General features: G+C 70.2%; 12 protein-coding genes. 8 read left to right on the forward strand and 4 right to left on the reverse strand.

Annotated features, from left to right (window positions below):
- Positions 1-797 (reverse strand): thermonuclease family protein (locus tag OXS49_RS14055; protein WP_267425046.1); only part of this gene is annotated, 797 nt, incomplete at its 3' end.
- 566 nt (positions 798-1363) lie between these two features.
- Between OXS49_RS14055 and OXS49_RS14060 the strand changes: the two genes are divergently transcribed.
- The 4 genes from OXS49_RS14060 (at position 1364) to OXS49_RS14075 (ending at position 6010) form a co-directional block, all read left to right on the forward strand.
- Entirely contained in the window at positions 1364-1771 is a 408-nt protein-coding gene (locus OXS49_RS14060; RefSeq protein WP_244001257.1) for a helix-turn-helix transcriptional regulator, read from the forward strand.
- A 258-nt stretch (positions 1772-2029) separates the two neighbouring features.
- Positions 2030-3208, forward strand: a complete 1179-nt coding sequence (gene metK / locus OXS49_RS14065; protein WP_243921977.1) for a methionine adenosyltransferase — start codon at positions 2030-2032, stop codon at positions 3206-3208.
- A gap of 153 nt (positions 3209-3361) precedes the next feature.
- Positions 3362-4105, forward strand: coding sequence for a tRNA (guanosine(46)-N(7))-methyltransferase TrmB (locus OXS49_RS14070; RefSeq protein WP_267425049.1), 744 nt, complete (start codon positions 3362-3364; stop codon positions 4103-4105).
- A 177-nt stretch (positions 4106-4282) separates the two neighbouring features.
- Positions 4283-6010, forward strand: coding sequence for an HWE histidine kinase domain-containing protein (locus OXS49_RS14075; protein WP_244001262.1), 1728 nt, complete (start codon positions 4283-4285; stop codon positions 6008-6010).
- An 18-nt stretch (positions 6011-6028) separates the two neighbouring features.
- Here OXS49_RS14075 and OXS49_RS14080 read toward each other — a convergent pair whose 3' ends face one another.
- Positions 6029-6904 carry a hypothetical protein gene (locus tag OXS49_RS14080; RefSeq protein ID WP_244001264.1) on the reverse strand — a complete coding sequence of 292 codons (876 nt, stop codon included), beginning with the start codon at positions 6902-6904 and terminating at the stop codon, positions 6029-6031.
- A gap of 286 nt (positions 6905-7190) precedes the next feature.
- On the opposite strand from OXS49_RS14080, the gene OXS49_RS14085 reads away from it, so the two are divergent.
- From OXS49_RS14085 to OXS49_RS14100, 4 genes are all read left to right on the forward strand, one after another.
- The gene (locus OXS49_RS14085; RefSeq protein ID WP_244001266.1) at positions 7191-7790 is read left to right on the forward strand and encodes a superoxide dismutase; all 600 of its coding nucleotides are present in this window, start codon (positions 7191-7193) and stop codon (positions 7788-7790) included.
- A 203-nt stretch (positions 7791-7993) separates the two neighbouring features.
- Positions 7994-9520, forward strand: coding sequence for a murein biosynthesis integral membrane protein MurJ (gene murJ, locus OXS49_RS14090; RefSeq protein ID WP_244001268.1), 1527 nt, complete (start codon positions 7994-7996; stop codon positions 9518-9520).
- Positions 9521-9590: 70 nt separating this feature from the next.
- Positions 9591-10268, forward strand: a complete 678-nt coding sequence (locus OXS49_RS14095) for a haloacid dehalogenase type II (RefSeq protein WP_267425057.1) — start codon at positions 9591-9593, stop codon at positions 10266-10268.
- Positions 10269-10408: 140 nt separating this feature from the next.
- Positions 10409-10735, forward strand: a complete 327-nt coding sequence (locus OXS49_RS14100) for a hypothetical protein (protein ID WP_243922211.1) — start codon at positions 10409-10411, stop codon at positions 10733-10735.
- Positions 10736-10796: 61 nt separating this feature from the next.
- Here OXS49_RS14100 and OXS49_RS14105 read toward each other — a convergent pair whose 3' ends face one another.
- Positions 10797-12554 (reverse strand): carbamoyltransferase C-terminal domain-containing protein, encoded by a 1758-nt coding sequence (locus OXS49_RS14105; protein ID WP_267425059.1) that lies wholly within the window; start codon positions 12552-12554, stop codon positions 10797-10799.
- 59 nt (positions 12555-12613) lie between these two features.
- Positions 12614-13816 (reverse strand): Na+/H+ antiporter NhaA, encoded by a 1203-nt coding sequence (gene nhaA / locus OXS49_RS14110; RefSeq protein WP_244001274.1) that lies wholly within the window; start codon positions 13814-13816, stop codon positions 12614-12616.
- Between the last annotated feature and the right edge of the window lie 6 nt (positions 13817-13822).

Below are 13822 nucleotides of genomic sequence, written 5' to 3' on the forward strand. Positions count from 1 at the left end.
TCGGGCCGGTCCGCCTCGCTGAGGACCTCAATGGCGTCGGCCCCGGCCTCCAGGGTCGGACCGCGCCAGATCTCCAGGATGCCGCGCACCCGCACGGTCCGGCCTTCGAGCGAGGCCGCACTCAAACCACGGGCACGCACCATTCGCCAAGTGCGTTTCGATACCGTCACCGTGAGCGCGTCCGCGCCCCGGGCTCCGAAATCGAGATAGGTCCGGGCGCCGCGCTCGCCGACATGGCGCAGCCGGCCCTCCACCACGACGAAGCGCCCGGAGAACGCGCGGAGCGCCGGGCCGTCGGTTGCCGCCGGGAGCGGCTCCCGCCACAGGCCGCGGCGTTTGGCCTGCGCAGCGGCCTCGACCAGACGCAGGGCCGGGCGGCACAGCGAATCGGCCTCGTTCGCGTCGGCAAAGGCGAGACCTTCGCCGATCAGCCCGCCCGCGAGATCCGTGTCGCCCTCCGCGACCTGGATGTCGGCCCGCTCCCGGCCCCAGCGATCGGGCTGCCCGCGGGGCATCACCGTGAGTCCGCTACCCCGCCGGGCCTCAAGCCAGCCCCGCGCCGCGGCGGCGGGTTCCGGGGCGTCCGGCCAGCGCAGCGAGTCAAGCACCGCACGGCCCCCCGAGGCGAGGCGGATCTCGCCCCGGAGCCCGACGCCCACCAACACCTCGGCGCGCGCCGGTCCCGCCATGCAATCCGCCACACCGCCTCGCGGTGCGCCCCGCACGGAGGTCACCGTCGCCCACGCCGCCAGCAGCGCGACCCCGATCCGCTTCGCCGCGCCCACCGTACCGCGCATCCGACACCCCGGGACATCATGCGCCGTGAAACGCGCCTGTCCACCCGGGCGTAGTTGGCCTGCGGCGGGGGAAATGCTATGGAGCCTGCGGTTGTCTCCGTAGCTCAGCTGGACAGAGCACAGGTTTCCTAGACAGGTTCAATTGGGCGTCGCATCGGGAAACCGCGCGGCGGATCCGCTCAAAGTCGGGGAAAGCTTCCGGCGCCGGCGCCTCACCGCCCGGCACCCTGCCGATCCCGAGCCAAGCCCGCCCGGCGCACCCGCGCCTCGCAGGAAGGTGTAGAGACTAGACGGGCGGCACCTAAAGGCCGGGCGCGAGTCCGGTCCAAGGTGAAGGGATAGTCCAGACCACGAACGCAGCCCTCGGGGTGCGGCGGCGAAAGCCGAAGTGGTATGAAACCTGGGGTCGCAGGTTCGAGCCCTGCCGGGGACGCCATCCTTTCCGGTCCTAAGGTGCCGCACAGCCGGATCCTTCACCTTGTCGATCGCCCACCGGTGACAAGATCGCCGGCGCGCGCTAAGCTTTGCCGCCAGGAATCGTGGCAAGGGGGTGGGCGAGCTTCTTCATGGCGGGTCAGAAAACCGATCAGCGCGACGTCTATGTCGGGCAGCGCATCGCTGAGCAGCGGCGGAAGGCATCCCTCACGCAGCGCCGCGTCGCGCAAAGCTTCGGTATGTCTGCCGCCCAGCTCCAGAAGTACGAGAAGGGCACGAACCGGATCAGCGCCGTCCATCTCGACATCTTCTCCCGGATGACCGGTGTGCCGATGGACTATTTCTTCAAGGGCATGCCGCGGACCGATGACTTCGTCGCCCCCGGATTCGGCGAGCGCGAGCAGGCATCCCTGTCCGACAGCGGGCTGAAGGGGCTGGCCGAGGTCGTGGGTCGCCACATCATCGAGAATTGCTCCGAGGAGACCCGCCGCGACGTCGCCGACGCGATCCGCGCCCTGGAGAGCAAGCTCGGCAACTAGAACGGTGCTCCGACAGGCATCATCGGCTTTGGCAAAAAGCTGAGCCCGAGCGATAACTGACAGCATCGTGTCGATTGCGATTTTCGACACGATGGACTCGGTATTCAGCACCGGCCGTTTTTCCACTCACATCGTCCGTTATAGCGGATCCGTTCGGCAATCCGTCTTGACCGGACTCGGGTCGGGTGCGAGAACCCCGACCCAAACTAGGGTCAAGCGCCGCGATCGCGCAGGCGTGCTCTGCAGGCGAGGCCGTCCATGCCGCGTTCCAACTACCTGTTCACCAGCGAGTCCGTCTCCGAGGGGCATCCGGACAAGGTCTGCGACAGGATCTCGGACACCGTGGTCGATGCCTACCTGACGGCGATGCCGGAAGCGCGGCTCGGGGTTGAGACGCTGGCCACCACCAACCGCATCGTCATCGCCGGTGAGGTGCGCGGGCCGGACTCGGTCACCTTCAAGGATCTCGAAGCCCTGACCCGCGAGGCGGTGAAGGATATCGGCTACGAGCAGGCTGGCTTCCACTGGAAGAACAACGACGTCGCCATCCACCTGCACGCCCAGTCGGCCGACATCGCTCAGGGCGTGGACGCCGCCGGCAACAAGGATGAGGGTGCGGGCGACCAGGGCATCATGTTCGGCTACGCCGCCGACGAGACGCCCGAGCTGATGCCGGCCCCGATCTTCTACGCCCACCGGATCCTCAAGGACCTCGCCGACGCCCGCCGGGCCAAGCAGGGCGATGCCGCCAAGCTCGGCCCCGACGCCAAGAGCCAGGTGACGGTCCGCTACGAGAACGGCCGCCCGGTCGAGGTGACCCAGATCGTGCTCTCGACCCAGCACCTCGACGAGTCCCTGGACTCGGCGGATGTGCGCGCCATCGTCGAGCCCTACATCCGCAAGGCCCTGCCGGAGGGCTGGGTCAACGAGAGCACGGCCTGGCACGTCAACCCGACCGGCAAGTTCGTGATCGGCGGCCCGGACGGCGATGCCGGCCTCACCGGCCGCAAGATCATCGTGGACACCTACGGCGGCGCGGCGCCCCACGGCGGCGGTGCCTTCTCGGGCAAGGATCCGACCAAGGTCGACCGCTCGGCGGCCTACGCGGCCCGCTACCTCGCCAAGAACGTCGTGGCCGCCGGGCTCGCCCGCCGCGCGACGATCCAGCTCGCCTACGCGATCGGCGTGTCGAAGCCGCTCTCGATCTATGTGGACCTGCATGGCACCGGAAACGTGGACGAGGCCAAGCTCGAAGGCGTGCTGATGGACGCCCTGGATCTCTCGCCCCGCGGCATCCGCACGGCGCTCGGCCTCAACAAGCCGATCTACGCGCGCACCGCGGCCTACGGCCATTTCGGCCGCGCCCCCGAGGCCGATGGCGGCTTCTCCTGGGAGCGGACCGACCTCGCCGACAAGCTGAAGTCGGCGCTGGCCTGAGCCTCGCGCAATCTGGTTTCAAAAGGTCGAGACCTTTTGCGGGTGCAGGGCGGAGCCCTGCTGTCGGGCTCAGCCCTGACGACCCGCCAAAGGGCTCGCGCCCGTTGGAATCCTTTCGCTCTGCGCTGAACGGGCCGAGACCAAGTCGTTGCCATGTCTGAGATGAGCCGGCAGCCCGGTCCCTCGGCCGAGGAGCCGGAACGCGCCTTCTTCGGCCGGCGCAAGGGCAAGCGTCTGCGAGGCGAGCAGGAGCGGCGACTCGCCGATCTGCTGCCTAACCTGCGCGTGAGCCTGCCGCCGGACGATCGGACCCTCGATCCGCGCACGCTCTTCCCCGCTCCACCCGAAGCGGTTTGGCTCGAGATCGGCTTCGGCGGCGGAGAGCACCTCGCCGCGCAGGCCGCGGCCCAGCCCGAGATCGGCTTCATCGGGGCAGAGCCCTTCGTCAACGGCGTGGTGAAGCTGCTCGCCGCGATCGAGGCGCGGTCCTTACGCAACATCCGCATCCGCGACGAAGACGTGACCGCCCTGCTGGCGCGCCTGCCGGATGCCTGCCTGGACCGGGTCTACCTGCTCTATCCCGATCCGTGGCCGAAGCGGCGCCAGCGCAAGCGCCGCTTCGTCTCGGACGCCTCGCTCGCCGAGATCGGCCGGGTCCTCAAGGATGGCGGCCTGTTCCGCTTCGCCAGCGACATCGACGACTATGCCGGCTGGACCCTGGTGCGGGCCGCGCGCTGCCCGGTCCTGACTTGGACGGCGCGGGCAGCGTCGGACTGGACGAAAGCCTTCCCGGGCTGGCCCGGCACCCGCTACGAGGCCAAGGCGCTGGCGGCCGGACGGCGGCCGACCTACCTGGAATTCGCCCGCCTGCCGCGCGGCTCCGAAACTTCGGCCTGACGCAAGCCCGGCTTCCCCTTCGGCCGCCCAGGCTCTAAGCCCGCGGGAACGGGGCACCGCAATTCCAGGGGACCACCTTGCCACGGCCACGCTCGGGCGCCATCCTGATTCGGTCGTGGCGGGCGAGGGGCCAGCTCCTGCGGGAGCGCGCTGGGGCGGGTTCGAGGATTCGTCCAAGTGAGTGAGCGGGTGGCCCAGGGCCCGGCGGCGGACGACCCATATCGCGCCGGCTTCGAGGAGGCCGCGATCGGCCTCCTCGTGCTGTCGGCGGACGAGAGCGTGATCGCCGCCGCAAACCGGACCCTGCACGATCTGATCGGATGGGCGCCGGGCACGCTGCCCGGCCGGGCGGTGGCCGACGTGCTTGGCGGAGGCCCAGGAGACCGTCAGATCGGCCTTCAGGCTGGCCTCCAGGTCTGGCGACGGACGAGTGGCAGCCCCCTCGACGTGCGGGTAAGCCGGGCCGGCCGCACCCTCGTGGTTGAAGCCGTCGACGTGGATGTGGCCGCCCATTCCGAGGCGAACAGCGAGGCGCTGTCCGCCGCGGGTCTCGGCGAATGGCGCTGGGACCGGGCGACGGGTCTCCTCACCCTGTCTCGGCGCGCGGCACGGATCCTGGGCCGGCCGCCGGGCCGCTCCGTCTCGTGGGAGGACATGAAGACCAGCCTGTCGGAGGCCGAACTCGCGCGCCTCAGCGCGCTCATCGCCGAGGCGGGCGCGACCGGTTCACCCTATCAGTTCGACACGCCCATCACGGTGGCCGGGCGGACGGTGATCCTGCGCGTTCGGGGACAGGCTGTGCTTGGCTCCGACGGCGAGCCCGCCAGCATGGTCGGCGTCATCCAGGACATCACCACCCGGGTCGAGGCCCGGGACGAGATCCTGTCCCGCGACCAGCGCCTGCGGGTCGCGACCACGATCGCGAAGCTCGGCATCTTCGAGTGGCACATGCTCGAGGACCAAGCGATCTGGGAGAACGAGCACATGTACGAGATCTTCGGGCACGCGCCCGAGGACGGCACCATCGGCAAGGCCGAGTTCCTGAACGACATCCTCCACCCGGAGGACCGCCCGGCCGTGCGCAAGGCGATCTCGCGGGCGCTGCGTGAGGACGGGATCCTGCAGATCGGCGGCCGCATCCGGCGCAAATCGGACGGCGCCTGGCGCACGATCGACATGGCCGGCCGGTTCGAGCGCGATGCCCCCGGCCGCCTGCCGCGCCGCCTGATCGGCGTGGTCGCGGACGTGACCGACCGGCGCCTCGCCGAGGAACGCCAGAGCCTGCTGATCCGCGAACTGCACCACCGGGTGAAGAACACGCTGGCCACCGTCCAGGCGATCGTGGGTTCCACGGCGCGGACGGCGTCCAGCATCGAGAGCTTCTACGAGGCCTTCGTCGGGCGCATCAAGTCATTGGCCCACACGCACTCGGTGCTCACCGAGGACACATGGCAGATGGCCTCGCTGGAGAACCTCCTGCTCAACGAGCTGAAGCCCTACGCGGAGGTGACCGCGGACGGCGGCGCGGAGGGCCGCATCAGCCTGTCGGGGCCAGCCATCGACCTGCCCTCCGAGATCGCGGTGCCGATCGGGATGGCGATCCACGAACTCACCACCAACGCCGCCAAGTACGGGGCGCTCTCGAACCGCACGGGACGGGTCGCGGTGGAGTGGACCCTGGAGCCCGGCGGACCGGCCGGGATCCTGCGCTTCTCGTGGCGGGAGACCGGCGGGCCGCCGGTGGCACCGCCGAGCCGCCAGGGTTTCGGCTCGCGGCTGCTCCAGAGGGTCCTGATCGCGCAGGTCCAGGCCGAGGTGACGACCGACTACGCCCCCGGCGGCTTCGCCCTCACCATGCGGGCCCCGATCCCGCCGCGCAACGACAGCCTCAACCCGCTGGTGTGATCCCCCCGAAACGGGCGCTCAGGCTGCGCCCCGCGTGCCGGATTCGCCGCCTCCGTCCACGAAGGCCTTCAGCTCGTCGAGGGACGCGAAGGTGAACCGGCCCTGCGGCGTCTCTGCCTCGATCGAGCCGTTCTCGAACATCACGTAGGTGTTGCCGCCCGAGGCGTAGCGCCCGACCACGGTGCGCGTGTCGGGCTGCGGGGCCGAGGGCTTCGGCTCGGGCTCGGGGGTCAGATGCGCAGGCGGCCCTGCCCCCGGTCCAAGGAGGGACTCGGGCGCGGCGAACAGATCATCCTCGGGGGCGATCACGCCTGCCGGCTGCACCCCCACGGACTGCACCGCCTCGGATCGAGGCGTCTCCGGCTGGGACGGGGGGATCGGCCCCCGCGGGACGATGGGCGGTACAGGGGTGTACAGGGTCGGCTCGGACCGGACCGGTTTCGGTAGATCGGCCGGCACAGGTGAAGCCGCCTCCGGCCGGAGATCCAGGTTTGGCTCGATCCGAGGGCGCTCGGGATCGAAGGGCGGCTCGACCACCGATGGCACGATGAAGGCTGGGGCCGCGGGCAGAATCGGCAGCCGAGCCCGGCCCTCGTCGGCGGTGTTCGGCGCCGCGCCGGGCGAGGCAAGGAGCGCAGCTTCGGGCGAGACCTGCCGCGGCCCCGATGTCGGAACCTGTTCGATCGCCCGCGCGACGCGCCGGAAGCTGACGGCGAGCACGCCGAGGCCCAGCAGGACCGCCCCCGATGAGGCCGCCACCGAGCCCGCGATCACCATCGCGAGTCCGCTCTCCAACCGTACATACGGGAAGCCCTGGATCACGGCGGCGCAGCCCCCGATGATCATGGCGGCGGCGAGCGCGAACAGCGCAGCGATCATGAGACTCTCTGGCACGTGCCGGCTCCCGCCGGCCCTAAAGGCGTTGCGCACAGTAAGGCCTGGCCGGGATATTGCAAAACCGGACGGCGAGATCTCCCGGGATAGCGCACGCCGCCGGTTGTCTGTGGCGGGGCCCGAGCAGCCTAGCGGCTTCCGTTTCCGGAAGTTCCCACGTGGCCGGCCCGGAACGGCGTTGCCGTCCTGCGGCGCCCGACTTACCTAGCGGTCTCTCGACTCGGGAGCCCCCGCCGGGACGAGGCTGCCCTTTGCCCATGTTCTTTGCCAAGCGGAGACAGACGCGATGACCTTTACCCTGCCGGAACTGCCCTACGCGTATGATGCGCTCGGGCCGTACATGTCGAAGGAAACCCTCGAGTTTCACCACGACAAGCACCACAAGGCCTATGTCGATACGGGCAACAAGCTGCTCGAGGGCACCGATCTCCAGGGCAAGAGCGTCGAGGAGATCGTCAAGGCCGCCTACAACACGAATCAGCCGCTCTTCAACAATGCCGGCCAGCACTACAACCACATCCACTTCTGGCAGTGGATGAAGCCCAACGGCGGCGGCGCGATCCCGGGTGCGCTCGCCAAGAAGATCGACGAGGATCTCGGCGGCGCCGAGAAGTTCAAGGCGGACTTCATCCAGGCGGGCATTGGCCAGTTCGGCTCGGGCTGGGCGTGGCTGGCCGTCAAGGACGGCAAGCTCGCCATCATGAAGACCCCGAACGGCGAGAACCCGCTGGTCCACGGTGCGAAGCCGATCCTCGGCGTCGACGTGTGGGAGCACTCCTACTACATCGATTACCGCAACCGCCGGCCCGACTACCTCAAGGCGTTCATCGAGAACCTCGTGAACTGGGAGCACGTCGAGAAGATGTACGCCGAGGCAACCGCCTGAGGCGTCCAGCCGGTGTCGCGGGCCTTGTGTCCGCGGCACCCTTGAGGTGGCCGAAGAAACCGGCTCTTGATGCGCGCATCATCGGATGACCCGGTGCTGAAGGGTCCGGCCATTCCTTTGCGATCAATATCCGTGACGGTGGAACAGCGCTCCTTCACCCTTCTGCGGGGAGAGCGGCGCCGAACAGCGTTGCGCCCGAATCCATGATCCGCTCCATCCTCTCGGTCGGCGGCTGGACCCTGGTCTCGCGCGTCACCGGCTTCGCCCGGGACGTTGTGATGGCCGCCGTGATGGGCGCCGGGCCCATGGCGGACGCGTTCGTGGTGGCGTTCCGGCTGCCGAACCATTTCCGCGCGATCTTCGGCGAGGGCGCGTTCAACACCGCCTTCGTGCCGGCTTATGCCGGGCTCGCGGAGGCCGGTGAACCGGGGGTCGCGCACCGCTTCGCCGATCGCGTCTTCACGCTGATGCTGATCGTGCAGCTTGTGCTGCTCAACCTTGCTCTTCCGGCGATGCCCTGGGTGGTTCACGCCCTGGCGCCGGGCTTCGCCGAGGATGGCGAGCGTTTCCAGCTCGCGGTGGCGCTGACCCGGATCACCTTCCCGTACCTGCTGTTCATGACGTTGGTGACGCTGCTGTCGGGCATCCTCAATGCCCACCGGCACTTCGCCGTGGCGGCCGGCGCGCCGGTGCTGCTCAACCTCGCCATGCTGGCGGCCCTGTCGGTGAGCTTCCTGTTCCCGAACGCTGCCTACGCGGCCGCTTGGGGAGTGGCCGTCTCGGGCGTGCTCCAGTTCGGCCTGCTCTGGTGGGGCTGCCGGAGAGTGCGCGTGATGCCGGACCTCGCCGTGCCGCGGGCCGATCCGGCCTTGAAACGCTTCTTTGCGGTGCTCGGGCCGGCGGTGATCGGCTCCGCCGGATTCCAGATCGCGGCCTTCGCCGACACGATCATCGCGAGCTGGCTGCCGACCGGCGCGGTCTCGGCGCTCTACTACGCCGATCGGCTCTACCAGCTCCCGTTCGGGGTCATCGCCATCGCGGCCGGCACGGTGCTGCTGCCCGAGATGAGCCGCCGGATCGCCGCTGGGGACGTCGCCGGGGCGCATGCGGCCCAGAACCGGGCGGCGGGCTTCTCCCTGGCGCTCTCGGCGCCGTTCACGGTGGCGTTCCTGACCATCCCGGGTTTGATCATGGCGGCCCTGTTCCAGCGCGGGGCCTTCAGCGCGGAAGATGCCGCCCGGGCCGCCTCGGTGCTGGCGGCCTACGGCTTCGCGCTGCCGGCCGTGGTGCTGGTCCGCAGCGCGACGGCGAGCTTTTATGCCCGCCAGGACACCAAGACCCCGCTCTGGGCCTCGCTCACGGCGATCGGGGTGAACGTCGCCCTTAAGCTTTGGCTCACCGGTCCCTATGGTGTGACCGGACTGGCGCTCGCCACAGCGGTCGCCCAGTGGGTGAACCTGATCCTGCTGCTCGTCCTAGCCAAACGCCGGAACTGGACGGCACCGGGGCGCACGCTCGGGCTCACCGTCGCGGGGGTCGTGCTCGCCTGCCTCGGTCTCGCGGTGGTGGCCGTCTACGGCCAGGGCCTCGCCCAGGCGCTGGTTCCGGCCCTGTCGCACGGGCGCGAACTCGCCGTTCTGGCACTGCTCGGGCTCGCCGGCGCGGTGGTCTATGGCGGCCTGCTGGCAGGTTTGCTGCACCTGTTCGGCCTGCGCCTGCGCCGTGCGTGAGAAAAAGGTCGGGCTCGCCGCGGTGCGGGTCCGGCCCCAGATCGGGCGGTAGCACCTAGAGAGGATCGCCATGACCGACGCATCAGGACTGCTCGCGGGCGTGAAGGCCGCCGTCTTCGACGCCTACGGCACGCTGTTCGACGTCAACGCCGCGGTCCAGCGCTACGCTGGGGCGGTGGGGCCGGACGCCGACCACCTGTCCGAGGTCTGGCGCACCAAGCAGCTCGAATACAGCTGGACCCTGTCGCTGATGGGTCGCTACGCCGCCTTCTGGGACCTGACCGTACGGGCCCTCGACTACGCGCTCGAGGTCCACCCGAACGTCGATGCGGGCCTGCGGGAGCGGTTGCTCGACGCCTACCGCGACCTCGAGGCCTATCCGGAGGTGCCGGGCGTGCTGGCGGCCCTGCGCAAGCGCGGCATCCGCACCGCGATCCTGACTAACGGCAACGCCGCCATGGTCGACCGCGCCGTAGCCTCGGCGGGGCTGGCCGATCACCTGGACGCCGTGCTGTCGGTGGACGACGCGCAGGTTTTCAAGACTCACCCCGACGCCTACCGGAGCGCCCTGACCCGGCTCGCTGTCGGGGCAAGGGACGTGCTGTTCTGCTCCTCGAACCGTTGGGATGTGGCGGGGGCGACCGCCTTCGGGTTCCGCACCGCCTGGGTCAACCGCAAGGGGCTGCCGGAGGAATACGCCGACCTCGCCCCAATGACTGTGGTGGAGAGCCTCGACGGGCTGCTCTGATCCCATCCGAGCTCGAATCGTCCGGTTCATCTGGCACATGTTCGCATTGGGCGGCTTCGGGGATTTTTAATCCTCCGGTGTTGGATTGTGCTCAACACGAACGGGAGATGTTGCGCGTGTCCTTCAGCGGTTCCTTCACGATGATTCGCGCCGGGGCCGCCGCCCTTGCGACGACCCTGGTGCTCGGGGCCGTCGCCCCGGCCACCGCCCGCGACCAGACCGGCGCCATCGTCGGCGGCCTCGCGGCTGGCGTGGTCGGCGGCGTCGTGGGCAGCGCCCTCATCAACGGCGCCAACAACCCGCCTCCGCCCCCGCCGCCGGAGTACCGTCCGCGCCGCGTGCTCGTCGAGGAGCCCGAGCCCGTCGTGATCCGCGAGCGCCGCGGCCCGATCTGCCACTACGAGCGCCGCAAGGAGTGGCTCGGCGACGGCGAGTTCACCTACCGCCGCGTCGAGGTTTGCGAGTAAGCTTTTCGCACGGGCTGCAGCACCAAATCACGCGCCGCGTCTCTTCCGGGCGCGGCGCGTCTCATTTCACCACCAGCCAATCCTCGACCACGAGGGCGTCGAGGCCGGTGGTGTAGAACATCAGGATCGCGTCCTCCGCGCTGTGGAGGATCGGCTTGCCCATGACGTTGAAGCTGGTGTTGAGCAGGATCGGCACGCCCGTGATAGCGGCGAAGGCTTCGATCAGAGCGGCGTAGGCGGGGTTGCGCGCCGCCGTGACGCTCTGGAGCCGGCCGGTGCCGTCTGCGTGCACGACCGCCGGCACGCGGGCACGGACCGCCTCCCGCCAGACCAGGGTGCGCTCCATGTAGGGGCTGTCGGCGTAATCCTCGAACCAGTCCGGCCCGGCCTCGGCCAGGACCGAGGGGGCGAAGGGCCGGAACGACTCCCGGTACTTCACCTTGGCGTTAAGCGCGTCCTTGGCGCCCTCCGGCCGTGGATCCGCGAGGATCGAGCGGTTGCCGAGCGCCCGGGGCCCGAACTCGGCCCGGCCCTGCACCCAGCCGACGAGGCCGCCCTCCGCTAGGATTCGCGCCGCGGCCTGCGTCGCCTCCGCGTGGCCGACGCGCCGGGCGCGGGGCTCCTGCTCGGCAAGGCGCTCCATGGGGGCGGTCGAGACCCGCGAGCCGAGATAGGGTGAGAGCGGGCGTTGCTCGCGCGGCGGCCCGGCCCAGTCCGGATGATCCTCCGCGTAGGCGAGCCACGCGGCCCCGACCGCGTTGCCGTCATCGGCCGGGGCCGAGGGCACGTGCAGCCGGGCGAAGTCGGAGCGGCCCAGAACCCGGCCGTTGAAGGACGAGTTGAGGCCGCAGCCCCCGGCGATCACCAGGTTCTCGGAGGGCGCCAGCGCGTACGCCTCCGCCACCAACGCGTCCATCAAAATCCCAAAAAAATCCTGGCCGCAGCGGGCGAGGTTGGCCCAGCCGTTCTCCAGGGCATCCGCCGGGCGACGCGCGCGGATCTCCTCGGCGACGGCCCGGATCGTCTCGGCGTCGGCGTAGCGCAGGCGACCGGCTTCGACCGTGCAGAGGCGGGCGAGGAGCGCGGCGAGGTCAAAATCGGGCTGGCCGTAGGGGGCGAGCCCCATGATCTTCCACTCCTCGCCCTTCACTTGGTCGAAGCCGGCGAGATCGGTGATCAGCCCGTAGAGGAAGCCGAGCGACCCGCGCCCGCGATGGCGGCGCAGCTCGGAGATCCGGCCCTCCTCCATCCGGTAGATCGCAGCCGCGCCGGTTTCGCCCATGCCGTCGACCACCAGGGCGGTGGCCTCCGCGAAGGGGCTGCCCCAGAGGCCGTAGGCGGCGTGGCAGAGGTGGTGCGGGTAGCGCCGCTGCCCGGCGATCGTGGCCCGGGGGGCCGCACCGGTGATCCGCGCCTCCTGGTTCAGCGCCAGCAGGGTGCCGTGGCCGGCCCGCTCCTGCGCGCCGTGAAGATCGGCGATGAACACCCGCTCCGCCTGTTCGGGGACGAAGGAGCGGTTGAGCGCGGTGGTGTGGGCGGCGAGCGCCATCAGGTCGAAGGCGCCGGCGCCGGCTTGGCCCCGCAGGAAGTCGCTGAACTGCGCACCCCACGTGGAGGCGATCACGAGTTCCGAGCCCGGCGGCACGTGCTCCTTCAGCAGTGAGGCCATCCGGGCCGGGGCGTCCGGCTCGCAGTTCGGCGCACGCTTGTACTGGAGGTGGCGCTCCGCAGCCTCGGCGAAGAGCAGGGTGCCGTCGGGCCCGACCAGTGCGAGGGCCGGATCGTGAAAGGTGGTGGCGAGGCCAAGATAGAAGCGCATGCCAGCAGGGGGTAGCGCATTTCGGCCCGTGCCGCGAAGCCGGGGTCGCGCGGACGGGTTCAGGCCGCGGCAGCGCGGGGCCGGGCGAGGAGGAGGATCGCCGCGCCCACGAGGCCCGACAGCGCGGAGCCCGTGAGCACGCCGAGCTTCACCGCGGTCTCGTGCTGCGGGTCCGCAAAGGCGAGGCCGCCGATGAACAGACTCATGGTGAAGCCGATGCCGCACAGCACGGCGACGCCGTAGACCTGCCCCCACCCCGCGCCGGCCGGGCGCTGCCCGAGCCCGAGCGCGACGGCGAGCCGCAGGCTCGCGAATACGCCGGCTTGCTTGCCCAGGAACAGGCCGGCCGCGATGCCGAGCGTCACGGGCTGGAGCAGCGCGTCGCCGGTCAGGCCGGTCAGGTTCACGCCCGCATTGGCGAAACCGAAGACCGGCACCACCCCGTAGGTGATCCAGGGGGCCAGCGCGTGCTCCAGCCGATGCAGCGGCGAGAGCGCGTCCTCGGGGCGACCTGGGCTGACCCGGATCGGGATGGTGAGCGCCAGGAGCACGCCCGCGATGGTCGCATGGATCCCGGAGCGCAACACGAGGACCCAGAGCACGAGGCCGAGAATCAGGTAGGCCGGAAGCCACGATACGCCGGCCCGGTTGAGTCCGTAGAGGCCGGCGACCACGAGGGCGGCCAGTCCCAGCATCGTGAGGTCGAGGCCGGAACTGTAGAACAGTGCGATCATCAGCACGGCGCCGAGATCGTCGATGATCGCCACCGCGCTGAGGAAGATCTTCAGGGAGACCGGTGCCCGGGACCCGAGGAGTGCCAGGACACCGAGCGCGAAGGCGATGTCGGTGGCGGCCGGGATTGCCCAGCCCCGCAGGGTGTCACTGCCGACATTGGCGAGCGCGTAGAATCCGGCCGGAACCGCCATGCCGCCGAGTGCCGCGAAGCCGGGTAGCATCCGGTCCGGCCAGGTGCGCAGCCGCCCGTCCAGCGCCTCGCGCTTGATCTCCAAGCCGACCAGCAGAAAGAACCCGGCCATCAGCCCGTCGTTGATCCAGTGCTGGACGCTCATCGGCCCGAGGGCGTTGTGGAGCGCGTGCGCGTAGGTCCCGGCAAACGGCCCGTTGGCGATGACGAGGGCGAGCGCCGCCGCGCCCATCAGGATCAGCCCGCCCGCCGCCTCACTGGCGAGCAGCGTGCGGATGGCCGAAAGGGGGCGCGGGCCGCGCCTCGGCGGGGTGCGATGGGGGGCTGGCGATGTCATCGCGGC

This window comes from Methylobacterium sp. GC_Met_2, assembly GCF_026540795.1.
Classification (GTDB): domain Bacteria; phylum Pseudomonadota; class Alphaproteobacteria; order Rhizobiales; family Beijerinckiaceae; genus Methylobacterium.